The sequence below is a fragment of the Pseudoalteromonas sp. 0802 genome (genome assembly GCF_013350085.1).
GTDB lineage: Bacteria > Pseudomonadota > Gammaproteobacteria > Enterobacterales > Alteromonadaceae > Pseudoalteromonas.
The window spans coordinates 156,131-179,882 of record NZ_JABVXE010000004.1 but is presented as its reverse complement, the minus strand read 5'-3'; the positions used below and the strand labels follow the sequence as shown (position 1 = coordinate 179,882).

The 23,752-nt window shown below is 42.8% G+C and carries 21 protein-coding genes; 7 read left to right on the top strand and 14 right to left on the bottom strand.

The genetic code is table 11. From position 1 onward, the window contains the following. Positions 1–319: 319 nt before the first annotated feature. The 5 genes from HUS61_RS10235 to cydC are packed head-to-tail and all read left to right on the top strand — an operon-like array spanning position 320 to position 6,710. The gene (locus HUS61_RS10235) at positions 320–1,906 is read left to right on the top strand and encodes a cytochrome ubiquinol oxidase subunit I (protein WP_058586269.1); all 1,587 of its coding nucleotides are present in this window, start codon (positions 320–322) and stop codon (positions 1,904–1,906) included. Beyond that, entirely contained in the window at positions 1,903–3,042 is a 1,140-nt protein-coding gene (cydB, locus tag HUS61_RS10230; protein WP_063530294.1) for a cytochrome d ubiquinol oxidase subunit II, read from the top strand. Before HUS61_RS10235 ends, cydB begins: the two co-directional genes overlap by 4 nt. A gap of 12 nt (positions 3,043–3,054) precedes the next feature. Beyond that, positions 3,055–3,207, top strand: a complete 153-nt coding sequence (gene cydX, locus HUS61_RS10225; RefSeq protein ID WP_175078524.1) for a cytochrome bd-I oxidase subunit CydX — start codon at positions 3,055–3,057, stop codon at positions 3,205–3,207. Then, positions 3,197–4,957: a thiol reductant ABC exporter subunit CydD gene (gene cydD / locus HUS61_RS10220; protein WP_175082816.1), complete on the top strand. Its 1,761-nt coding sequence runs from the start codon at positions 3,197–3,199 to the stop codon at positions 4,955–4,957. The genes cydX and cydD overlap by 11 nt, the downstream gene beginning before the upstream one ends. Further along, entirely contained in the window at positions 4,950–6,710 is a 1,761-nt protein-coding gene (gene cydC / locus HUS61_RS10215) for a thiol reductant ABC exporter subunit CydC (protein WP_175082817.1), read from the top strand. Before cydD ends, cydC begins: the two co-directional genes overlap by 8 nt. Here the strand turns inward: cydC and HUS61_RS10210 are convergent. From HUS61_RS10210 to rpsB, 14 genes are all read right to left on the bottom strand, one after another. After that, complete coding sequence (locus tag HUS61_RS10210; RefSeq protein ID WP_175082818.1) at positions 6,707–7,075, bottom strand: septal ring lytic transglycosylase RlpA family protein; 369 nt, start codon at positions 7,073–7,075, stop codon at positions 6,707–6,709. The two genes, cydC and HUS61_RS10210, sit on opposite strands and share 4 nt — an antisense overlap. 111 nt (positions 7,076–7,186) lie before the next feature. Next, positions 7,187–7,957, bottom strand: a complete 771-nt coding sequence (gene lpxA, locus HUS61_RS10205) for an acyl-ACP--UDP-N-acetylglucosamine O-acyltransferase (RefSeq protein ID WP_175082819.1) — start codon at positions 7,955–7,957, stop codon at positions 7,187–7,189. Positions 7,958–7,959: 2 nt separating this feature from the next. Then, a complete protein-coding gene (gene fabZ / locus HUS61_RS10200; RefSeq protein ID WP_054562040.1) occupies positions 7,960–8,412 on the bottom strand; it encodes a 3-hydroxyacyl-ACP dehydratase FabZ in 453 nt (150 codons plus the stop codon). A 10-nt stretch (positions 8,413–8,422) separates the two neighbouring features. Beyond that, the gene (gene lpxD / locus HUS61_RS10195; RefSeq protein WP_054562041.1) at positions 8,423–9,463 is read right to left on the bottom strand and encodes a UDP-3-O-(3-hydroxymyristoyl)glucosamine N-acyltransferase; all 1,041 of its coding nucleotides are present in this window, start codon (positions 9,461–9,463) and stop codon (positions 8,423–8,425) included. Between the two features lie 9 nt (positions 9,464–9,472). Beyond that, on the bottom strand, positions 9,473–9,991 hold the full coding sequence (locus HUS61_RS10190) for an OmpH family outer membrane protein (RefSeq protein ID WP_054553115.1): 519 nt from the start codon (positions 9,989–9,991) through the stop codon (positions 9,473–9,475). A 12-nt stretch (positions 9,992–10,003) separates the two neighbouring features. Then, positions 10,004–12,475 (bottom strand): outer membrane protein assembly factor BamA, encoded by a 2,472-nt coding sequence (gene bamA / locus HUS61_RS10185; protein WP_175078528.1) that lies wholly within the window; start codon positions 12,473–12,475, stop codon positions 10,004–10,006. 106 nt (positions 12,476–12,581) lie between these two features. Next, positions 12,582–13,934: a sigma E protease regulator RseP gene (rseP, locus tag HUS61_RS10180; RefSeq protein WP_175078529.1), complete on the bottom strand. Its 1,353-nt coding sequence runs from the start codon at positions 13,932–13,934 to the stop codon at positions 12,582–12,584. Between the two features lies 1 nt (position 13,935). Continuing rightward, positions 13,936–15,135: a 1-deoxy-D-xylulose-5-phosphate reductoisomerase gene (gene ispC / locus HUS61_RS10175; RefSeq protein ID WP_175082820.1), complete on the bottom strand. Its 1,200-nt coding sequence runs from the start codon at positions 15,133–15,135 to the stop codon at positions 13,936–13,938. Continuing rightward, positions 15,132–15,998, bottom strand: coding sequence for a phosphatidate cytidylyltransferase (locus tag HUS61_RS10170; RefSeq protein ID WP_054553119.1), 867 nt, complete (start codon positions 15,996–15,998; stop codon positions 15,132–15,134). Before HUS61_RS10170 ends, ispC begins: the two co-directional genes overlap by 4 nt. 22 nt (positions 15,999–16,020) lie before the next feature. Then, complete coding sequence (locus HUS61_RS10165) at positions 16,021–16,800, bottom strand: isoprenyl transferase (RefSeq protein ID WP_054553120.1); 780 nt, start codon at positions 16,798–16,800, stop codon at positions 16,021–16,023. A gap of 104 nt (positions 16,801–16,904) precedes the next feature. After that, the gene (gene frr / locus HUS61_RS10160; RefSeq protein WP_054553121.1) at positions 16,905–17,462 is read right to left on the bottom strand and encodes a ribosome recycling factor; all 558 of its coding nucleotides are present in this window, start codon (positions 17,460–17,462) and stop codon (positions 16,905–16,907) included. A gap of 14 nt (positions 17,463–17,476) precedes the next feature. After that, positions 17,477–18,226, bottom strand: coding sequence for a UMP kinase (gene pyrH / locus HUS61_RS10155; RefSeq protein WP_054553317.1), 750 nt, complete (start codon positions 18,224–18,226; stop codon positions 17,477–17,479). Between the two features lie 151 nt (positions 18,227–18,377). After that, positions 18,378–19,229, bottom strand: coding sequence for a translation elongation factor Ts (tsf, locus tag HUS61_RS10150; RefSeq protein ID WP_062566883.1), 852 nt, complete (start codon positions 19,227–19,229; stop codon positions 18,378–18,380). Positions 19,230–19,332: 103 nt separating this feature from the next. Continuing rightward, positions 19,333–20,061 carry a 30S ribosomal protein S2 gene (gene rpsB / locus HUS61_RS10145; protein WP_054562046.1) on the bottom strand — a complete coding sequence of 243 codons (729 nt, stop codon included), beginning with the start codon at positions 20,059–20,061 and terminating at the stop codon, positions 19,333–19,335. Positions 20,062–20,308: 247 nt separating this feature from the next. Here rpsB and map point away from each other — a divergent pair, with 247 nt between their 5' ends. Both map and glnD read left to right on the top strand, forming a co-directional pair. Then, the gene (map, locus tag HUS61_RS10140; protein WP_258536020.1) at positions 20,309–21,118 is read left to right on the top strand and encodes a type I methionyl aminopeptidase; all 810 of its coding nucleotides are present in this window, start codon (positions 20,309–20,311) and stop codon (positions 21,116–21,118) included. A gap of 12 nt (positions 21,119–21,130) precedes the next feature. Beyond that, the gene (glnD, locus tag HUS61_RS10135; RefSeq protein WP_062566881.1) at positions 21,131–23,749 is read left to right on the top strand and encodes a [protein-PII] uridylyltransferase; all 2,619 of its coding nucleotides are present in this window, start codon (positions 21,131–21,133) and stop codon (positions 23,747–23,749) included. Positions 23,750–23,752: the final 3 nt, after the last annotated feature.

Sequence of the window (23,752 nt, the reverse complement as noted above, 5' to 3'; positions counted from 1 at the left end):
AGCCTGCCTACTTGCTCATTGGTTGAGCATTTATTTGCGTGTGTAGCCTGCAGGTTTACTGGCCACTATCTAAAAAGAGCTTAAAAAGAATAAAATAAGCCATAGCAAAACGGCTTTTTATAACGATTAAATATTTGAAACTTTAGAGCTTTATCTCTAATCTGTAGAAAAGATGAGCAGGATTAATTCATCTTTATTTCGTATTTTCCTATTGACTAAAATGAATACAGGTTTAATATTCACGAAGTTTCAATAATTACTGAAACTTCATAATCAATATTTGTCGTGTCTACCGCACCCGCTAACAAGGAGCTAAACAATGATAGATGAAACATTTGTGGATCTATCGCGATTGCAATTTGCAATCACTGCCCTATTTCACTTCCTATTTGTTCCCCTTACCTTAGGTATGACGTGGATTTTAGTGATCATGGAATCCGTTTACGTGATGACAGGTCGCGAAATTTATCGCGATATGACTAAGTTCTGGGGTAAGTTGTTTGGTATTAACTTTGCGATTGGTGTGGCGACAGGTCTAACCATGGAGTTTGAGTTTGGTACCAACTGGTCTTATTACTCTCACTATGTGGGCGATATATTTGGCGCACCGCTAGCGATTGAAGGCTTAATGGCTTTCTTCTTAGAATCAACCTTTGTCGGTATGTTCTTTTTAGGCTGGGAGCGTTTGAGTAAACGTCAGCATCTAGGTGCTACCTTCTTAATGGCACTAGGTACTAACTTATCTGCGTTATGGATTTTAGTAGCAAATGGTTGGATGCAAAATCCAGTAGGTGCTGAATTTAACTACCAAACCATGCGCATGGAAATGACTAGCTTTGCTGAATTGGTATTTAACCCAGTCGCACAAGTTAAGTTTATTCATACCGTATCAGCAGGTTATGTTGCAGCATCTATGTTTGTACTTGGTATTAGTAGCTGGTACATCTTAAAAGGTCGCGACCTTGCTTTTGCTAAGCGTTCGTTCTCGGTTGCTTCAGGGTTTGGTTTAGCGTCTATTCTTTGTGTTATTTTACTTGGTGATGAATCTGGCTACGAAGTTGGCGAAGTGCAAAAAGTCAAACTCGCAACCATAGAAGCTGAGTGGCATACCGAAGAAGCCCCAGCCGCATTTACTTTGGTTGGTATTCCTGACTCAGAAGAGCAAGTCACCCATGCCGCTGTAAAAATCCCTTATGCACTTGGCATCATTGCTACTCGCTCTATTGACGAGCAAGTAACGGGTATTAAAGATCTTGAAAAGCAGCACGAAGAACGTATTCGTAACGGTATGATTGCATACGAATACTTAGAAAAGCTTCGCGGTGGTGAAGACACCCCAGAAAACATTGCAAAGTTCGATACCTTAAAAGACGACCTTGGCTATGGCTTGCTACTTAAGCGCTACACCCCTAACGTGGTAGATGCAACTGAAGAGCACATTCAAAAAGCAGTGAAAGACTCAATTCCCCAAGTCGGCCCTATGTTCTGGTCATTTAGAATCATGGTTGGCTGTGGCGTGATCATGCTTGGTGTTTTCGTCCTCGCATTTTATTACAACGCACACCGCATTATTGAGCAAAAGCGCTGGTTATTATGGGCTGCGGTATGGAGTATTCCTCTGCCTTGGATTGCCATTGAGTTTGGTTGGATTGTTGCGGAGTACGGCCGCCAACCGTGGGCAATTTCGGAAATTTTACCGACCTTCTTGGCAACCTCGTCACTCACGGTGAATGACTTATTGATTAGTATTACTGGTTTCTTAGTTTTCTATACAGGTCTTGCTGCTGTAGAAGGCTGGCTGATGCTGCGCTTTATTAAACAAGGCCCAAGCTCACTTCATACCGGTAAATATCACCATGAACTTGCTAAAGCGGATTCACTTGCAAGCCAAGGAGCTCAGTCATGATTTTTGATTACGAAACACTAAAACTAATCTGGTGGCTGTTAATTGGTGTCTTACTGATTGGCTTTGCAGTGACCGATGGTATGGATATGGGTGTGGCAATTTTGCTTCGCCTAGTTGGTAAAACCGATGTTGAACGCCGTACAGTTATTAACACCATTGGCGCTCACTGGGATGGTAACCAAGTTTGGTTCATCACCGCTGGGGGTGCACTGTTTGCTGCTTGGCCTATGGTATACGCGGCCGCTTTCTCTGGCTTTTACTTTGCTATGATGCTGGTGTTATTTGCGTTATTTTTCAGACCGCTTGGTTTTGATTATCGCTCAAAAATAGATTCACCGCGCTGGCGAAACAACTGGGATTGGGGCCTATTTGCTGGCAGCTTTATTCCCGCTTTAGTATTTGGTGTAGCATTTGGTAACTTATTACTGGGCGTGCCTTATCATATCGACGACCTACTGCGTGTCAGTTATCAAGGTTCATTCTTTGCGTTATTAAACCCATTTGCCATTGTAGTTGGCTTAGTGAGTGTACTGATGCTGGTTGGTCACGCAGGTATGTGGTTACAACTTCGTACTGATGCAGAGGTTGCTAAACGCTCAGCACAATATGGTCAATATGCACTGATGGCGTTTATTGTATTGTTTGCCTTAGCAGGTGTGTGGGTATCGCAAATTGACGGTTATAAAATCGTTAGCATGGGAGATACCCAAGGCTTTGCAAACCCGTTGGCTAAAACTGTCACGCAGGCACCGGGTGCATGGCTTGATAACTATACAAAAATGCCATTAACCATGCTGTTCCCTGCCCTTGCATTCGTGATGGCGGCACTGGCGATTGTGTTATCTAAATTACAAAAACCAGCGATGGCCCTGATAGCGTCAAGCTTAATGCTCGCAGGTGTGATTTTAACTGCGGGTATGTCAATGTTCCCGTTTGTGATGCCTTCGAGCAACAACCCAAATATTAGTTTAACTATGTGGGATGCGGTTTCGAGCCATATGACACTTAACGTGATGTTTATCGCTGCGGTTATTTTTGTACCACTTATTCTTATCTACACAACATGGTGTTATGTGAAGATGTGGCGCAAAGTAACGATTAGTGAAATTGAAAACAACACTCACGGTAGCTATTAAGGAGATTTAAATATGTGGTATTTTGCCTGGATTTTAGGTGTTCTATTAGCCTGTACACTTGGGGTGATCAACGTAATGTGGTACGAATTTCACCAACATAAAGATTCGATTGCTGATGATGAGCTAGAGCTGTACGCGAGACTCAAAAACACCGATGACGACTAAACCCCGACCAAATCGCGCGCAGCAGCAAACGCTGCGCGCTTTTTTAAAGCAGTATAGCCAGTCCGCTTCAGGGCTTCTTAAATTAAGCATTAGTCTGGGCACACTCAACGCCTTATTAATGATTGCCTCTTGTTATCTTCTTGCAAGCGCGGCTCATCAAGTCATGTTTGAACAAGCAAACTTGCAAGCCGTAAGCCCAATATTATGGCCGCTGGCAGGGCTAATTTTAGTTCGTGCTTTGTTGGTTGCGCTAAGTGAACGGGTGAGTAACCTCGCCGCGTTAAAGATAAAAAACGTGATGCGTAATACACTGCTAGAAAAGCTCAGCAAACTTGGGCCAGCCTACAGTGAACAAAAAGGTCACGGCGCAACACTTAACACCTTACATAATGGGGTGGAAGCTCTACATCAGTATTACGCCAACTACATTCCGAGTGTGGCTTACAGCGCGCTTATTCCATTAGCGATATTGGTGGTGATTTTTCCAACCGATTACAAAGCAGGCCTCATCTTCCTTTTAACAGCGCCACTTATCCCCTTTTTTATGATTTTAGTAGGCCATAAAGCTGAGCAATTAAACCAAGAACGTTGGCAACAACTGGCGGTACTTGGTAATTACTTTTTTGACCGTTTACAAGGCCTGACTCAACTCAAACTCTTTAATGCAACCAAGCGTGAGCTAAATAGCATCAGTCAGATTTCTGATGATTACCGTGGTGCAACCATGGGAGTGTTAAAAGTCGCCTTTTTATCGTCTTTCGCCCTTGAGTTTTTAGCTACCATAAGTGTTGCTCTTGTTGCTGTGATCATTGGCTTTAGATTATTTTTTGGTACGCTCGATTTTGCCACTGGATTTGTGGTGTTACTACTGGCTCCTGAGTTTTACTTACCACTTCGACAAATGGGCACTCATTATCACGCAAAACTCGAAGGGATCAGCGCCGCTGCTGATATGGTCGACATAATCAATCAAAGCGACGCTGATGAACATGTAGGCTCATCTAAACTTGAGTTACCGCTAAAAGACATACAACTGAAAGCACTTACCTTTCACTACCCTGAAACAAACGAAGGGGTAACTGATATCAACTTAAGCTTGCCAAGCACAGGCTTAATTGCCTTTGTGGGTGAAAGTGGTTCGGGTAAAAGTACCTTGTTTGATTGCCTATTAGGTTTTCATCATCAGGCTAATAGTGCCATTAGCATTAACGGGCAACCACTGAGTGATACGGTATTAGCTGATTGGCAAGCACAGCTGGCATGGATCCCACAACAAGCCACATTATTTTATCGAACCGTTGCAGATAACCTACGATTAGCAAAACCAGATGCAAGCCAAACAGAGCTCGATGAAGCAGCAAGTAAAGCTGGAGCACTTGAGTTTATTACTGCCTTACCTGATGGCTTTGATACCTTGCTAGGTGAACAAGGCGAAGGCCTCTCTGGTGGGCAAAAGCAGCGCATAGCCCTTGCTCGTGCATTTTTGAAGAATGCCCCTGTGCTAATGCTAGATGAGCCTACCGCTCACTTAGACAGCCAAACAGAGCATTTAATCAATCAAGCTATCCGAGAGTATGCAAAAGACCATTTAGTGCTGGTTATTGCTCACCGACTGAATACGGTTAAACACGCCGATAATATTTACGTTATGCAGCAAGGTCACATTGTTGAATCTGGTCAGTACCAGCAACTGACTGAGCAAGCAGGCCTATTTGCTAAACTTGTGAGCCAAGGTGACGCCCATGCATAACTTTATACGTCTATTAAAACTGTGCAAACCTCATACTGGCATGTTGCTTTTAGGGGCTTTTTTAGCAAGCTTAACGGTACTCGCTAATGTGGGCTTGCTCGCTATATCTGGGTGGTTTTTAGCAGCCATGGCAGCGGCGGGCATTGCGGGTGTGCAGATGAATTACTTTACCCCTGCGGGGGTGATCCGCTTTTTAGCTATCGTGCGCACAGCGTCTCGTTACGGTGAGCGGATGATAACCCATAATGCTACCTTTTTATTACTGAGCGAAATTCGCGTAAACATGTTCAAGACTCTGAGCCAACTAAACAACGTTGACTTGGCAATGAGTCGTAGTAGCGATTTATTTAACCGGCTACAGAATGATGTAGATGCGCTGGATAAATTCTACCTCAATGTGCTGCTGCCGATTATTGTCGCCTTGATCAGCATTCCTATCGTAATGGCCTTCATGGCCATGTATAACGCTGAGGTTGCATTAGTTTGCTTTACTTCACTGATGATTATTGGCGTGCTGCTTCCCGCATTGTTAAGCCATAAGCTACACCAACAAGCGGATACCGAAACCCAACTTTCAGCCGAGTTAAGAGCTGAACTTGCCGATACACTATCAGGTGCCAGAGAGCTTGCTGTCTATCAAGCACAGGCGGCGCAATTAGCGCATTGTGACTCACTCAGTAAACAATACAACAACCAGCTCTATAATCGCCACAAAGCCGAGGCAAACAGTAATGGTTTAAGCACTTTGGTGATCCAACTCACCATGCTGGCCAGTGTATTTATGATAATTCCACTGGTTGCAATGGGGACTATGAAAAACGTTGAACTGGCGATGCTCGCGTTATTTGTATTAGCAAGCTTTGAAACCGTGCTCACCCTGCCTACGGCATTTATTGAATTGCCGCTTACTTTAAGTGCCGCAAAGCGACTGTTTGATCTTGAAGATAAACACAGCAGCTTAGCCGAAAAGCCAAACAACTTAGATGATCAGCTAGCAAACCAATTAGCTGACAAACCAGGGCTTGGTCTTGAGCTAAGCGAGGTCAATTACCAATACTTGGGGGCAAAAAGTAAAGCCCTTAGCAATATCAATTTTGCGATTACACCCGGCAGTAAAGTTGCCCTAGTCGGTGCCAGTGGCAGTGGCAAAACCACTCTAGTTAACTTACTCACGGGCCTTTGGCCGCTGCAATCAGGCTCATTAAAGCTCACCACCAAGCAAGATAACTTTGAACTTGAAAGCTTGAGCACTGCAACACGCTTTAAGCAGCTAACGATAGTTGCCCAGCAGCATCATATTTTTGATGGCACGCTACGTGAAAATCTTCGCTATGCAGCTTTTGATGCGACAGATGAAATGCTTATTGATGCCTGTGAACAAGCTGAACTTGGCTCTTGGCTTAAGAACTTAAAAGCCGGCCTTAATACCCGCTTAGGAACCGCAGGCAGAAAGCTTTCTCATGGTCAGTCACGTCGTATTGCCATTGCCCAAGCTCTATTAAGGCAAGGTAATTTAATCATTCTTGATGAACCAACAGAGAGCCTAGATAATCACACTAAGCAAAACTTGCTGACTACACTTGAGAAAATATGGGCAGATAAAACCATGTTGACCATTACTCACGACCCAGCAATGCTAAGTCGTGTTGATAAGGTTATTTGGTTAGAGCAAGGACAAGTAAGAGCCCTTGCAAGTCATGCTGAATTAATGGCTAATGAAGCCGACTACGTAGAGCTTATAACCCGTTTTTAATCGAGCTGCTCAACGGTGACGTCAATCACACCTTGCTTGACTGAGGCAATTTGTGAAAACGCCTTTTTTGATAAGTCGATAATACGACCGCGGATAAATGGGCCGCGGTCATTAATGGTAACAATCACGCTTTTATTATTACTAAGATTAGTAACTTTTACTCTGCTGCCAAAACCAAGCGTTTGATGAGCCGCGCTCAATGCCTGTTGATTAAACACCTCACCACTTGCTGTCGTTCGGCCATGATATTTATCAGCGTAATAACTGGCTTTGCCTTTTTCTATTGCTCCTTTTGATACTGAAGGCGCACTACTACAACCAGTTATAATTAAGCTTAACAACGCAAAAATGATGAGTTTGTTCATATTAGTAGATCCTTTTTTGCCGTGAAGATAGCAATCACTAACTTAGCAAAACCTGAACTATAACAACAAAAAAGCCACCTTACGGTGGCTTTTGTAGAAGTTCGCTTATGATTAGCGAATAATTCCGCGCTCAGAGGTTTTCACGAAGTCTATCATCAGCTGAACAGCTGGGTACTTCGCAGCATCTTCACTTAGCTCAGCGATTGCTTCTTCAACACCTAAGCTCTTACGATAAAGCGTTTTATATGCACGGCGTGTTGCCATGATTTCATCGCTTTCAAAGCCACGGCGTTTCATGCCTTCAGTATTGATTGCTACAGGGCCAGCCGGCGTACCAATGGTAGTTACAAATGGCGGTACATCTTTATTAACGCCTGAGTACATACCTACAAAGGCATGTGAACCAATTTTACAGAACTGGTGAACACCTGAATTACCTGCAAGGATCACCCAATCACCTACGTGTACGTGGCCAGCAACAGAGGCATTGTTAGCAAAAATAACGTTATCGCCCACTACTGCATCATGTGCAACGTGTGTGTAAGCCATAAATAAGTTATTGCTACCAATTTTTGTTACACCTTGGTCTTGAATCGTACCACGGTGAATTGTTGCACACTCACGGATCACGTTGTTGTCACCAATGATCAGAGTCGTTGGCTCATTCGCGTACTTTTTGTCTTGGCAAGCTTCACCGACCGAAGCAAATTGGAAAATGTGGTTACCAGAACCAATCGTCGATGGGCCTTTTACAACCACATGAGATTCAATGATACAGTTATCACCAATAGTTACATCGTTACCGATATAGCTGTAAGGGCCAACTGATACGTTATTTCCAAGTTTTGCACCTGGTTCGATTATCGCCGTAGGATGGATCACTATTAAAACTCTCTTCTCGCACACATGATTTCGGCAGTACACACTACTTTGCCGTCAACTTTTGCTTCTGCTGCAAATTTCCATATATTGCGGCGCTCTTTTACAAACTCTACATGCAAATGCATAGTATCGCCAGGTAATACCGGCTGTTTGAATCGCGCATTGTCGATCGCTGCGAATAAATATAGTTCGTTATCGCTACGATTTTCAACTGTCTTAAAACCAAGTAAGCCAGTTGCTTGAGCCATTGCTTCTAAAATCAACACACCTGGAAAGATAGGTTGATTAGGAAAATGACCCGTAAAAATAGGTTCGTTCACTGTTACATTTTTAATCGCATGTAACGACTCGCCTGGCGTGTAATCAAGTACACGGTCAACAAGTAGCATCGGGTAACGATGCGGAAGTAAACTCAAGATATCCTGGATATCAAGACTATTTAATTCATTTGCCAAAATAGCATCCTTATTTGTCTTCAATATTGAGTGACTTAGTCAGTGACTCAAGTGCTTTAATGCGGTCTTTCATATCGCCAAGGTTACGGATATGGGCAATACTACGTCGCCATTCTTTGTTGGTTAGATGTGGCAAGCCTGAAGAATAAATTCCAGGTTCTGTGATTGCCTTAGTCACCATACTCATGCCGGTGATTATAGCACCATCGCATACGCTAATGTGACCATTAATTGCAACCATACCGCCAATCTGACAATTCCTACCGATCACTGTGCTGCCAGCAAATACCGTACAACCAGCAACCGCTGTACCCGAACCGATCTCAACATTATGCGCTATTTGACATTGATTATCGATAATTACATTACTATGGATGATAGTATCGTCTAGCGCACCACGGTCAATCGTAGTAGACGCGCCTACCTCAACCTTATCACCGATGATTACTCGGCCAAGTTGCGGTATTTTCACCCATTCGCCACGCTCGTTAGCGTAACCAAAACCATCACTGCCCACTACCGTATTCGCTTGGAATAAACAGTCGCTGCCAATCTCTACTTCATGGTAAACGCTTACATTTGCCCAAAGCTTAGTGCCTTGGCCAATTTTTGCGTGCTCACCAATAAAACAGCCTGGGCCAATCTGCACATCGTTTGCAATTACAGCGCCCGCTTCGATCACCACATTGGCGGCGATCGCGACATTATCGCCAATAGAGGCTGAATCGTGAATGACTGCGCTTGGGTGAATACCGGTCACTGCTGAGCGCGGTGTGGTATCCATTAGCTGAGCAAGTTTGGCGTAACAAACATAAGGATTAGCAACAATGAGCTTATTACCCGAAAAGTACTCAGCATCTGCTGGTGATAAAATCACCGCACTTGCTTGAGTATCTTCTAATTGCGAGCGATATTTCTTGTTCGCTAAAAATGCAATATGCCCATGTTGGGCATTTGCAAGTGTAGATATTTTTTTAATCTCTGTGGCGCCGTCACCTTGAAGGTCAGCGCCCAGAAGATCCGCTATCTGCGAAAGCGTGTAGTTTTGCATATATGATTTCTATTGCTTACTTACTTTTTCAACAACTTTGCTTGATAAGTCATCGACAGTTTTAGGGTTAACATAAATTGTTGTTTCTTTAACTTTAACTTCATCGAATTTGCCAGCTTTCGCTACTTCTTCGATTGCATCTAAGATTAGCTTTTGAACTTTAGCTAGTTCTTGGTTTTGACGCATTTTGATTTCTTGCTCTAAAGGACGACCTTTTTCAGCAAGTTGCTGCTGCATACCTTGAATCTTAGTACGTAATTCTTCTTTTTGCTTGTCGCTCATCGTTGTTGCTTCACGCTTGAACTTTTCAGCTTCAAAACGGATATCACCTTGAAGTTTTTCTAGTTCTTGACGACGCTCTGAGAATTCAGCTTCTAAAGTTTGCTCTACTTTCGCCATTTGTGGGATTTGCTTGTAGATTTCTTGCATATCAACGATACCTACTTTGTGCGCGAATGCGTTAGTAGATAGACCCATAGATAAAGTAGCAAGTAGTGCAAAAGCTGTTGATTTAATTGATTTATTCACGAAAAAACTCCTTTAGAATGTATTACTAATGTTAAAGCTGATGGTCTTCGTATCGTCATCTTCTTCTTTTTGCAATGGATACGCAAAACTGATCAGCATTGGACCCATCGGAGAGATCCATTGTAGAGAAAGACCAGTTGAAACCCTAAAGCGCATCGGATCTGCATAGTCATCCAATTTTGCACGCTCGTCTGTTGAAAGGTTTTGATAACGGTCAATATTAAACTCTGTATCCCATACGTTTGCAGCATCTACGAAGAAGCTAGTACGTACAGAGCTGGTGTTTTCTTCATCTAAGAAAGGTGTTGGAACAATAAGCTCCATCCCTGCTACCGCTTTGGCGTTACCACCAATTCGGCCTGCTGTGTAAAGTTGGTCAAACTCTGATGCACCACCAATGCTACCTGTTGTTGTACCATCAGGTAATGGTGTACCAGGAATGCTTTGCGGAACACGTGATACAGCACGTGGTAAGATCGTATTACGGTCAAAGCCACGTAGTTCCATTTCAGTAATTCTGAAAAACTCTTGGAACGGCAGTGTTTGGTCATAACCATTGGTTGTACCGTAACCATTACCGTAACCAAGTGCCGCACGCGTTGAGAACACCCAGCGGTGGTCATTACTGATTGGCCAGTAGAAACGCGAGTCATAATTTAGTTTAAAGTACTGTAAATCAGAGTTTGGCGTTGTCGCAGTTAAGTTAAGAGATTGGCGCGAACCTGCTGTTGGGAATAAACCACGGTTAACAGTAACACGTGACCAACCTGCACTTAACTCGTACTTAGTAAAGTCAAAGCCTGCGTCTGGATTTTCAGGGTCTAAGAATGTTTCACGAATAACACGTGTTTGCTCATATTCTGCAATATCAGACAGCTCTTCTTGCACCCAACGAACACCAAAGTTAATACGGTTTACCGCATCGATTGGGAAACCAATGTTTGTACCAATACCGTAACTCTTCGATTTATAGTCGATGAGGCTGAATTTACTTGCATCATAGTTACTGTAGAAGATGCTACTACCTTGCGATACACCATCCGGCGTAAAGTAAGGGTCAGTATAAGACACACTAATACGCTCAGAACCACGTGAAGTATTGATGTTAAAACCAATTTGGTTACCGGTACCTAAGAAGTTTGATTCACTCACACCAATGTTAAATTGCAGACCTAAGTAAGAACCATAAGCAAGGCCTGCGTTAAAGCTACCTGCAGATTGTTCTTTAACAGTAAAATCTACATCAACTTGGTCATCTACGCCTGGTACTGGTACAACATTAAAATCAACGCTTTCCATGTAAGGTAAACGCTGGATTTGCAGTTTAGAGCGCTCAAGGCTTTGGTTTGATAACCATGCACCTTCAAGCTGTGTCATTTCACGACGAACCACTTCATCAGAAGTATTTTGGTTACCGCCCACAATGATACGACGAACATAAACACGTTTGCCCGGATTAACAGAAAGCGTTAATTGAACTTCTTTATTTTCGTCATCAATTTCTGGGATGGTACGTACTTCAGCATTGGCATAACCAAAACGTGCTAAGTAGCTTTTGATAAACTCTTCTGATGATGTCACCACAGAGCCGTTATAAAGCTCGCCAGTTTTTAGCGGGATAACGCTCTTAATAAGCTCTTCACGGCCTAACAGGTCACCAATAAAGTCAAAGCCTTTCACTTTGTATTTAACACCTTCGGTGATATTTGCTGTTACATAAACAGAATCACGCTCAGGGCTAACTGATACTTGTGTCGAATCGATATTAAAACGTAGGTAACCACGGTCTAAGTAGTAACTACGAATTTTCTCTAAATCGCCTTCGATAGTTTGCTTTTGGTAGCGGTCACTCGACATGAATTTCCACCACGGTAAATCTTGCTGAGACTCGGCTAATTTAAGTAGCTCTTCATCTGAGAAAAGCTCGTTACCAACCAAGTTGATTTGACGAATTGACGCTGCGTCACCTTCATCAAATGTGAATAAAAGTTTTACACGGTTACGCGGTAACTTAGTAATGCTTACATCCACTTTTGCATTGTATTTACCAATACTGTGGAAGAATTCAACTAAGCCTTTTTCAATGTTATCAAGAACCGTTTTATCAAGCGGCTCACCAGTACGGATATCTTGCTGGTCTAGCGACTCATTAAGTTGCTCATCTTTGATGTCTTTATTGCCATCAAATTCGATCATGCTGATCGTTGGGCGTTCAGTCACTCGGAAGATAACACTGTTGCCATCACGTAATGCTTTAATATTGTCAAAGTGACCTGAACGATAGAGAGCCTTTATGGTTCTAGAAATTGTGTACTCATCAATATTATCGCCCACGTTGATAGGGATATGCGTTAACGCTGCACCCAGTGCAACACGCTGTAAACCTTCAACTTTTAAATCATCTACAATAAAGGAGTTTTGGCCTAGGGCTGCAAAGCTAGCACCTAATAAACTTGAAACTGCCAAATGTTTTTTTATAGCCATTTTGTTATCTTTATCCTTTACAACTGTATTACCGCTCAACACCTTATAAATTTAACTTTTGCGGTGTTTTACAATCGTGTTCAAATTGGAATTTTTCGCTTACTTGTTATAAACGCGATACATCATTGAACAAAGCGAAACATGTTAAAAACAGAAGCAGCAAGGCCCCCACTTTAAAACCAAATTCTTGCGTCTTTTCAGAGACCGGCTTTTTGCGAAAAAGTTCAATTATGTAATACATTAAGTGCCCACCATCTAGCACTGGCAGCGGTAATAAGTTAAATACGCCAAGGTTTACACTAATCAATGCTAAAAAGCTTAAAAATGCAACCAAGCCATAGCTTACGCTAGTTCCCGCGCCAACTGCAATGCCCACCGGGCCACTTAAATTTTTAACCGACACCTGACCGGTAATTAAATTACCAATCATGTCAAAACTAAGGGTAATTAAACGCCATGTTTCTTGTATGCCCAGCACAATACTATCGACAGGGCCATAATGTCTAGTTTCAATATAGTTTTCTGGCCATGGCTCAACCACCGGAGACACACCTAAAAAGCCCTGAGCAACGCCCGCATCATTGGTTCTGCTTTGTGGCGTCACTGACAGCTCTTTTATACTATCTTGCCTTTGTACACTAAATTGTAAGGATTTGTTAGGTGATTGCTGAATTAGTGAAACTAACCGGGTCCAACTGCTGATATTTTCACCATTTACAGCAAGAATTTTGTCGTTAACCTGTAACCCTGCAGCTTCTGCCGCCGAGCCTTTGCTGATCATCGCTACTTCTAAAAGTGCTTTAGGACGAAATGGTACAATGCCTATCGAGGTTAATGGTGGTACGTCTTGTTGATCTAATTTCCAACCATCTAAGTTAAGAGTACGCACATGCTTTTGATAATTCTGATCGCGAAGCGTTACCACAACACTTTGCTCACCTAAGCGGCTCATGAGCGAGAATGTGGCATCTTGCCAAGTATTGATATCGTCTTCACCAATTTTAATAATTTGCTGATTTGGCTCAATATTAGCAGCTGCGGCACGACTGCCTTGAGACACCTCACCCACCACAGGTTTTAATGACTGAACGCCGACCATATACATTACAGCAAGGGCAAAAATAGCGAATAAAAAGTTTGCCATCGGGCCAGCAGCCACAATCGCAATACGTGCTTTTACTGATTTAGCATTAAATGATAAATGTCGCTGCTCTGGCGGGACTTCGTCAACACGCTCATCAAGCATTTTGACATAGCCACCTAGTGGGATTGCTGCAATCACATATTCAGTTTGCTGTTTGTCGTACCACTTGACTAATGGCTTACCAAAGCCAATTGAAAAACGCAGCACTTTCACGCCGGCTTTCCGCGCAACCCAGAAATGACCATATTCATGCACAGTCACTAAAATACCCAGAGCAAGAATAAATGAGCCAAGATTCCAGAAAAAATCAAACATGCTAGTTGATGCCTCTTTTTACAAACTCAGTCGCTTTTACACGTGCAGCTTGGTCGCAAGCTAAAATCTCATCGAGGGTCTGCACGTTGATATTTTGTGTTGCATTGAGCGTTTCAGCGTTAATTCGATAAATATCTGTAAAGCCGATTTGACCATTTAGAAATGCTGCAACCGCTATTTCATTCGCCGCATTTACTGTGGTGGTTGCACCTTGCCCCATTTCACACGCATCAATGGCAAGTTTTAAATTAGGGTAACGAGCATAATCTGGTTTAGTGAAAGTAAAATCTGCCATTTGTGAAAAATCGAGCGGTTTTACACCCGCATCGACACGCTCAGGAAAAGCTAAAGCATGAGCAATTGGTGTGCGCATATCTGGATTGCCCATTTGCGCAAGCACTGAGCCATCTTGATATTGCACCATAGAGTGAATAATACTTTGTGGGTGGATCACCACTTCAATATCACTGGCACAGCAGTTAAACAGCCACTTGGCTTCTATAAACTCTAGGCCTTTATTCATCATAGTCGCTGAATCAACAGAAATCTTTTGTCCCATTGACCAATTTGGATGTGCCACTGCCTCAGCAACAGTCACTGATGGTAATGTCGCTAAATCACGCTTTAAGAAAGGACCGCCAGAACCTGTAAGCAAGATTTTGCTTACACCATTATCAGCAAGTAGGCCTGATGCATTCTGTAATGATGCTGGCATACATTGGAAAATCGCATTATGTTCGCTGTCGATAGGCAGTAAAGTGGCGCCATGTTGTTTTACTTTATCAATAAACAACTGGCCCGACATAACCAAGGATTCTTTATTTGCTAGCAACACTTTTTTGCCAGCTTCAACTGCACTTAAAGTCGGTAACAGACCTGCTGCCCCTACTATCGCCGACATCACTGCATCAACATCTGTGTGTGCAGCAAGCTCACACATCGCATCAACACCTGCTAGCACCTGTGTGTTACACGAGCTATTTGCAAGTAAATTCGATAGCGCATTAGCGGCTTGTTGATCAGCCATTACAGCAAACTTAGGCTGATGTGCGATACACAGTTCAGCCATTTGCTCGGCATTTTTACCCGCCGCTAAAGCAAAAACCGCAAAACGCTCCGGGTTTCTAGAAACAACATCTAAGGTGCTTAAACCGATTGAACCAGTTGCGCCCAGTACGACAAGCTGCTCTACTTTGCTCATAAACTCAGTGTCCATGCGTAGCAAAGTACAAAGATTGGCGCAGCTGCGGTTAAGCTATCGATACGGTCTAAAATACCGCCGTGACCAGGTAAACATGAACCGCTGTCTTTCAAGCCAACTTCACGTTTGAACATACTTTCGAGTAGATCGCCTACCGCTGAGAATAACGCGATAAATGCAGTCATCACGGCATAGATTGGCCAAACACTCATATCAACATTAGTGAAGTGGCAAAATGCTAAAACAAAAACAACCGAAGCCACTACACCACCTAATAAACCTTCAATCGTTTTATTAGGACTTACCTTTGGCATTAGTTTACGTTTACCTAAGTTTTTACCAGTAAAGTAAGCACCAATATCTGCGCTCCACACAATACCAAGTACAACTAAAATTAACATTGAACCAAAGTGAGTAGATTCGCCATAACCTGCGCTACGTAGTGTATTTAGTGCAAGCCAAAGTGGCACTAACGTTAAAAAGCCAGCAATGGCACGCATTACAATGCCTTCATTCCAAGCCTTTGCCATAGCTGGGTAGCGCCAAACTAAATAAGTTGCCACAATCCACCATGCAAATGACAAGGTAAATAGGTAGTTTGCATCACCCACTAATTGGCCATTTTGCCAAAGTGATTCAATGGGCCAATGCCAGTTGAGTAATGCTAAAAATGCAGCCGTTGCTGCAACAAATCCAAAACGTTTAACTTTATCGCATAGGCCCATAAATGCAGACCACTCCCATGCACCGAGTAAAACAATACCGGCGGCGATATAACTAAATAGTGTTAATGGGGTATAAAAAACCAAAATAAGTGCAAGTGGTGCCAACACGAGCGAGGTTAAAATTCGTTGTTTTAGCAATGTGTGTACCTTCAACTAGTAATTAGGTCTCGGCGAGTAATTGTTTTATTTGTTCGCCTGTACAACCAAATCGTCGCTCTCTGGCAACGTAACATGCGATAGCGTCAGCAAATGCAGCTTCATTGAAGTCTGGCCAAAGCGTATCGGTAAAGTAAAGCTCAGCATAAGCCGCTTGCCATAAAAGGAAGTTACTGATGCGTAAATCTCCACCGGTGCGGATCATTAAATCAAGCTCACCTTGGTCGGCCATACTCATTTGTTCAGCCATTAGCTCTTCAGTAATATCTTCTGCGGCCATTTCACCGGCTGCGACTTTTTTCGCAAGCGTTGTTGCGGCGTTAGTAATATCCCAACGTCCACCATAATTAGCTGCCACGTTTAACTGTAGACCCGTATTATTACGAGTTAATTCATGGGCTGCATCAACTTTATTGCGCAAACCTTCTGAAAAGCGTGATAAATCACCAATTATGTTTAGCTTTACATTATTTTTATGAAGTTTTTTAACTTCTTTGCCCAGTACGAATAAAAATAGCTCCATGAGCGTATTTACTTCGTCCTCTGGACGTCGCCAATTTTCGCTACTAAATGCGAATAGTGTTAACGACTGTATACCTAAGCGAGTACAAAATTGCACTGATTGACGAACCGCATCAACGCCCTTTTTGTGCCCATAAACACGTGGGCGATTTTTCGCTTGTGCCCAACGTCCGTTGCCATCCATGATTATAGCGACATGCTTAGGCAAACTTTGCTGGGAAATTTTATCAGCGTTAAGAACCATAAATATCGAGTATTCCATAAAAAAACGCCGTCTAGTATACCCTAGACGGCGTTTCAAAACTAATAAATTTAGTTACGCCTGTTTACTTACAGAATCAGTGTCTGAAAGATAAACAGCAGCGATTAGATTTCCATTAACTCAGCTTCTTTTGCAGCTAGTTGTGCGTCCATCTCTTTGATGAACTTATCAGTAAGCTTTTGGATCTCGTCTTCTGCTTGACGTGCTTCATCTTCAGAAATATCTTTTTCTTTCAATAAGCTCTTAATGTCGCCATTTGCGTCACGACGGATGTTACGTACAGCAACACGACCGCTTTCGACTTCGCCACGTACGATTTTGATAAGGTCTTTACGACGCTCCTCTGTAAGTGGAGGAAGTGGAACACGAATAACAGTACCTGCAGACATTGGGTTTAAACCTAAATCTGAAGCCATGATCGCTTTTTCTACTGCTTGCGCTAGAGACTTATCGAACACGCTAATTGCAAGTGTACGAGAGTCTTCAATTGTTACGTTAGCAACTTGGTTTAATGGCGTGTCAGCACCGTAGTAAGACACTTGAATACCGTCAAGTAATGCTGGGTGCGCACGGCCTGTGCGAATTTTAGATAATTGACTGCCTAGTGCCGCAACACTTTTTTGCATACGTTCTGACGCATCTTTTTTGATATCGTTAATCACGGTTCAATCCTAATCTATTTGCTAGTTTCATCTGAGGCTTGTGAAGAGATAAGCGTTCCTTCATCTTCGCCCATAATAACACGCTTAAGCGCGCCTGATTTATTCATGTTAAATACGCTTAATGGCATGTTGTGGTCACGCGCCAGCGTAAATGCAGCTAAATCCATAACCTTAAGCTCTTTATCAATGATTTCATTGTAGCTTAAGTGGCGATATAGTGTAGCGTCTGGGTTTTTCACTGGATCATCAGAGTAAACACCATCCACTTTAGTCGCTTTGATTACAGTATCTGCTTCAATTTCAATACCACGTAAACACGCTGCTGAGTCAGTCGTGAAGAATGGGTTACCTGTACCCGCAGAGAAAATTACAACGCGGCCAGATTTTAATAGGCTGATAGCTTCTGCCCAGTTGTAAGCATCACACACACCGTTCAGTGGGATAGCAGACATTAAACGACAATTTACAAATGCACGGTGCAGTGCATCACGCATTGCTAAACCATTCATTACAGTCGCAAGCATACCCATGTGGTCGCCAACTACGCGGTTCATACCCGCTTCTGCTAATGAACCACCACGCAAGAAGTTACCGCCACCGATAACTAAACCTACTTCTACGTCGAGCTCTACAAGTTCTTTAATTTCTTGAGCCATACGGTCAAGTACTTTTGGGTCGATGCCGAAGCCTTCGTCTCCCATTAATGCTTCACCGCTAAGTTTAAGAAGAACACGTCTAAAAATAGGTTTACGATTGATAGTCATAATATTTGGGCCAGCCTTAGTAATGAGATAAAAAATAACCGCGCTATGGTTACACATAAAACGCGGTTATTTTAAAGAATTTTCATCAGTGACGCAAAAGCTAATAGCAGATTAATTTCATCTTATTGCCCTACGTCACTAAGTTAGAAAATTACTCGCCTTTTGCAGCAGCGATTTGAGCAGCTACTTCAGCAGCGAAGTCTTCTTCTTTACGCTCGATACCTTCACCAACTTCTAAACGGATGAAGTTAGAAACAGTTGCGCCTTTCTCTTTAAGAATTTCGCCAACTGATTTTTTAGGTTCCATGATGAAAGCTTGACCAGTAAGAGAGATCTCACCAGTGAATTTCTTCATACGACCGATAACCATTTTCTCAGCGATTTCAGCAGGCTTGCCTTCGTTCATCGCGATATCGATTTGAACTGCTTTTTCTTTTTCAACAACGTCAGCTGGTACGTCTTCTGGGTTTACGAACTCAGGCTTAGACGCAGCTACGTGCATAGCAACTTGCTTAAGTGTTTCTTCGTCAGCTTCACCAACTACAACAACACCGATACGGTCGCCGTGGCGGTAAGAAGAAAGCTTGTCACCGTCGATGTACTCAACGCGACGAACGTTGATGTTTTCACCGATTTTAGCAACTAGAGCAACACGAGTTTCTTCGAATTGTGCTTTAAGTGCTTCGATGTCTGCTTTAGATTCTGCAGCAGCGTCAAGAACTTGGTTAGCGAAACCAAGGAAGTTAGCGTCTTTAGCAACGAAGTCAGTTTGACAGTTAACTTCAAGAAGTGCAGCGAAACCGTTACCTTCTTTGATTAAGATTGTACCTTCAGCAGCGATGTTACCTGCTTTTTTAGCAGCCTTTGCAGCACCGCTCTTACGCATGTTTTCGATCGCTAACTCGATGTCACCGTTAGTTTCAGTTAACGCTTTTTTACAATCCATCATGCCAGCGCCAGTACGCTCGCGTAATTCTTTAACTAGGGCAGCAGTTACAGCCATTAGAATATCCTCAATTGAATTCTGTTATAGGGAAGCGGTATAGGCCGCTTAACAAGAATAACAAGTCTTCACCTTAATTAGATGAAGACTTGATGACAGCTAATTATTCAGCTTCTACGAAGTCGTCTTTCTCAGCTTGAGCAACGATGTTGTTCTCACGACCTTCAGTGATCGCAGCTGATACAGCGCCTGTGTAAAGTTGGATAGCACGGATCGCATCGTCGTTACCAGGTACGATGTAATCAACACCGTCTGGGTTAGAGTTAGTATCAACGATAGCAACAACTGGAATACCTAGGTTGTTAGCTTCACGGATAGCGATGTGCTCGTGGTCTGCATCGATAACGAAAAGCGCGTCTGGAAGACCGCCCATGTCTTTGATACCACCAAGGCTCTTTTCAAGCTTTTCCATTTCACGAGTAAGCATTAACGCTTCTTTCTTAGTTAATTTCTCGAAAGTACCGTCTTGGCTTTGCGCTTCAAGGTCTTTAAGACGCTTGATTGATTGACGAACTGTTTTCCAGTTAGTCAACATACCACCTAACCAACGGTGGTTTACGTAGAACTGCTCGCTTTGGATCGCTGCTTCTTTAACTGCTTCGCTTGCTGCGCGCTTAGTACCAACGAAAAGTACTTTACCTTTGTTAGAAGCTGCGTTCGATAAGAACTTAAGTGCTTCGTTGAACATTGGTACAGTTTGCTCTAGGTTGATGATATGAACACGGTTACGAGCGCCGAAGATGAAAGGCTTCATCTTAGGGTTCCAGTAACGTGCCTGGTGACCAAAGTGAACACCAGCTTGAAGCATATCGCGCATTGAAACGTTTGCCATTTGTATAATCCTCTATAATTTAGGGTTAGGCCTCCACATATCCCATAGCACCAACACCGCAGTTAATTTATAACTTAAGTGCACCCAAGTGTATGTGACGATACGTGTGTGTGTTAAAATAAAATTGTGTTTGCCTTAAATACAAAAAATCAGTTAAGAATTTATTTGTAAAAAGACGGCGCGCTTTATACCATATTAAAATTGAAAACTCAACGTCTAGTGCAAAATTTGTGCACTAAAAACTGACCTGAAAAACAACTTTGGAGCCTCAATGAGTGCTGTGATCAAGACCCCTGAAGAAATCGAAAAAATGCGTGTTGCCGGGCGCTTAGCCGCCGAGGTACTAGAAATGATAGAACCGCATGTGGTGCCAGGTGTAACCACAGATGAACTAAATACAATTTGTCATGATTATATTGTTAATGTTCAAGATGCTATTCCAGCACCGCTTAATTACCACGGTTTCCCAAAATCAATTTGCACCTCAGTGAACCATGTAATTTGTCACGGTATTCCAAATGACAAACCACTTAAAGAAGGCGATAGCGTAAATATCGACGTGACTGTGATCAAAGATGGCTATCACGGTGATACATCTAAGATGTTCCACGTTGGTAAACCTAACATTCAAGGCAAGCGCCTTGCTGATATCACACAAGAAAGCCTATACCTTGCAATTAAAATGGTAAAACCAGGCGTACGCTTGGGTGATATTGGTGCTGCAATTCAAAAATACGCAGAAAGCTTTAGCTATTCAATCGTTCGTGAATATTGTGGTCACGGCATTGGTGCTGAGTTCCACGAAGAGCCACAAGTAATGCACTATGGTAAAGCAGGTACTGGCGAAGTATTAAAAGCAGGTATGTGCTTAACAATCGAGCCTATGGTTAATGCAGGTAAACGCCAATGTAAGCTACTTAAAGACAACTGGACTGTCGTAACTAAAGACCGTTCATTGTCTGCACAGTGGGAACATACACTGTTAGTGACTGAAAATGGTGTTGAAATTTTAACGCTCCGATCAGATGATACTATTGACAGGATCATCGAACACTAGGAGCCAGCCCCAGTGGCATTACCCAATAAAGTAAAAAAGTTGCTCAGCCAAGCTGAGCAACTTAGCGATTATCGCGACTGTTCTAGTTATTTTTATAAATGGCTACAGAACGAATTCTCAAAACAACCCGTTAGCAACTTAATTAATGCCCGCGCTGAGTTTATCGACCGCTTATTAATTAAACTGTTTCACGATTACGACCTTGCTCACGAAAGTGATCTTGCCCTGATTGCTGTGGGTGGTTATGGTCGTGGCGAACTACACCCCTATTCCGATATCGACTTTATGTTGCTAGTAAGCGAGCAGCCAAGTGAAGCCGTGTGCGAAAAAATTGGCCAGTTCGTTACCATGCTTTGGGATCTAAATTTAGAAATTGGTCACAGCGTTCGTACTATAGAACAAGCATTAGAACAAAAACGCGAAGATGTGACATTTGCCACCAGCTTACTCGAAAGCCGATTAATTTTCGGTAACCATATCGAATTCGAAAAATTAAAAAATCATTTAATTGATACGCCGATTTGGCGCTCAGACGAATTCTTTTTGGCAAAAGTACAAGAACAAAGCTTACGCCATAAAAAATGCCATGGTACAGCTTATAACCTTGAACCCAATATCAAAGAAAATCCGGGTGGCCTGCGCGACCTACAGACCATTATTTGGGTTGCTAAAAAGCACTTTAGAGCCGAAACATTACAAGAACTTATAAATCACGGCTATCTTACTCACGAAGAATACCAAGAGCTGTCTGAGTGTTTAGAAAACCTCTGGAATATTCGTTTTGCGCTGCACATCGCTGCGGGTCGCTCTGAAAACCGCTTATTGTTCGATCATCAACCTCATGCCGCAGAAATTCTCGGCTTTGGTAGTGATGGTAAAGCCTCGGTCGAACGCATGATGAAACGCTTATTTAGGATCATGAGCCGCGTACGTGAGCTTAACCAAATGCTGCTTTCATACTTTGAGCAAAGCATTTTACCTGGTGCCGGTGAATTACCTGTGATTGAGCTCGACCGTAACTTTGAGCGCATTGGCCATCAAATTCGTGTTAAGAATCCATCGGTGTTCTTCCGCCGTGATCAGCTATTTGTGTTGTTCGAGCATATTGCTGATAACCCAGAGATCACCCATATTTACCCAAGTACCATACGTACAATGCGCCAAGTTCGACGTCGTTTATTGGGTGATTTACAAGACTACGCCGCCTGTCGCGAAGCATTTTTGCGTTTAATCAAACACCCTAACGGTATGGGCCGCGCATTTACGCTGATGCACAAGCACGGCATTATTGCTGCCTACTTACCACAGTGGCGTAATATTTTTGGGCAAATGCAGTTTGATTTATTTCATGCCTACACCGTGGATGAACATACCCATAAACTCATCAACAATATTTATAAGTACTTTGATAAATCAAAAGTCAGCGAATTTCCGTTATGTAGTGAAATTGTCACTCGCATGGACAAGCCTGAGTTACTTTATTTAGCCGGTATTTTCCACGATATTGCTAAAGGCCGTGGTGGCGATCACTCTGAGCTTGGCTCAGTTGATGCAATCGCGTTTGCTAAGCTACACCGCTTCCCAGCCTCAGATGGCAAGCTTATTTCGTGGTTAGTGGCTAATCACTTACTTATGTCGGTTACAGCGCAGCGTAAAGATATTAATGACCCAGATGTGATTAAAGACTTTGCAAGTAAGGTGAAAAATGAGCGCCAGCTTGACTACTTATACTGCTTAACCTTGGCCGATATTCGCGCAACTAACGATAACCTGTGGAACGATTGGAAAAATACCCTACTACGTGAGTTGTATTTACACACCCAGCGCGCGCTTCGTTTAGGGCTTGAAAACCCAATGGACCAACGTGATCAAATACGTGATAAAAAACAGCAAGCCAAACAGCGCTTACTGAATCACGGTTGTAACGAAGATCAAATCGACTTAATTTGGAGTCGCTTTAAAGCCAATTATTTTACTGCTTTTAGCGAGCAACAGATTTCGTGGCACACAGAGCACTTACTAAGCTGTGACGATTTAAGCCAGCCTAGCGTTGCCGTGTCTAACACCGCAATGCATGGTGGTACACAAGTATTTGCTTATAGCCCTTACTCGGGCAGTTTATTCTCACGTTTAGTTAGTGTGATTGGTTCGAAAAAAGCACAGATTCAACATGCGCAGGTACTGACCACAAAAGATGGCTACGTGCTATTTAGCTTTGTTATTTTAGAAGTCAATGGTGACCCGATTGCGAGTAACCGTTCGCAAGGCATTAAACGTGCTTTAGATCTTGCAATTAGCGACCCGAAAAAGAAAATTCGCCTTAAAAAGAATCGCTCTCAGCGCTTCAAAGACTTTAATATCAAACCAAAAATTGTGCTTAGACCGCATGCCCGTAAAGACCGCAGCTTAATTGAAATTCAAGCGGTGGATATTCCGGGTCTATTAACAAAAATTGCGGAAGTATTTCAAGCGCACTTATTACATATTCATGCCGCACGGATCACCACAGTTGGTGAACGAGCAGAAGATTTCTTCGTGGTATCAAATAACGAATACCAAGCATTAACAGACGAAGAACAGGCTAAAATTCATCAAGCATTGCGTAAAAAACTCAACGCAGAAACCGAATAAGAG

Excerpts from the sequence above, each read along its gene's own strand:
- rpsB (WP_054562046.1), bottom strand. The coding sequence starts at position 20,061 with ATGGCAAACGTTTCAATGCGCGATATGCTTCAAGCTGGTGTTCACTTT.
- cydD (WP_175082816.1), top strand. The coding sequence starts at position 3,197 with ATGACGACTAAACCCCGACCAAATCGCGCGCAGCAGCAAACGCTGCGC.
- HUS61_RS10210 (WP_175082818.1), bottom strand. The coding sequence starts at position 7,075 with ATGAACAAACTCATCATTTTTGCGTTGTTAAGCTTAATTATAACTGGT.
- bamA (WP_175078528.1), bottom strand. The coding sequence starts at position 12,475 with ATGGCTATAAAAAAACATTTGGCAGTTTCAAGTTTATTAGGTGCTAGC.
- HUS61_RS10165 (WP_054553120.1), bottom strand. The coding sequence starts at position 16,800 with ATGGAATACTCGATATTTATGGTTCTTAACGCTGATAAAATTTCCCAG.
- cydB (WP_063530294.1), top strand. The coding sequence starts at position 1,903 with ATGATTTTTGATTACGAAACACTAAAACTAATCTGGTGGCTGTTAATT.
- rseP (WP_175078529.1), bottom strand. The coding sequence starts at position 13,934 with ATGTTTGATTTTTTCTGGAATCTTGGCTCATTTATTCTTGCTCTGGGT.
- ispC (WP_175082820.1), bottom strand. The coding sequence starts at position 15,135 with ATGAGCAAAGTAGAGCAGCTTGTCGTACTGGGCGCAACTGGTTCAATC.
- lpxD (WP_054562041.1), bottom strand. The coding sequence starts at position 9,463 with ATGCAAAACTACACGCTTTCGCAGATAGCGGATCTTCTGGGCGCTGAC.
- pyrH (WP_054553317.1), bottom strand. The coding sequence starts at position 18,226 with ATGACTATCAATCGTAAACCTATTTTTAGACGTGTTCTTCTTAAACTT.
- HUS61_RS10235 (WP_058586269.1), top strand. The coding sequence starts at position 320 with ATGATAGATGAAACATTTGTGGATCTATCGCGATTGCAATTTGCAATC.
- tsf (WP_062566883.1), bottom strand. The coding sequence starts at position 19,229 with ATGGCTGTAACTGCTGCCCTAGTTAAAGAATTACGCGAGCGTACTGGC.
- cydC (WP_175082817.1), top strand. The coding sequence starts at position 4,950 with ATGCATAACTTTATACGTCTATTAAAACTGTGCAAACCTCATACTGGC.
- cydX (WP_175078524.1), top strand. The coding sequence starts at position 3,055 with ATGTGGTATTTTGCCTGGATTTTAGGTGTTCTATTAGCCTGTACACTT.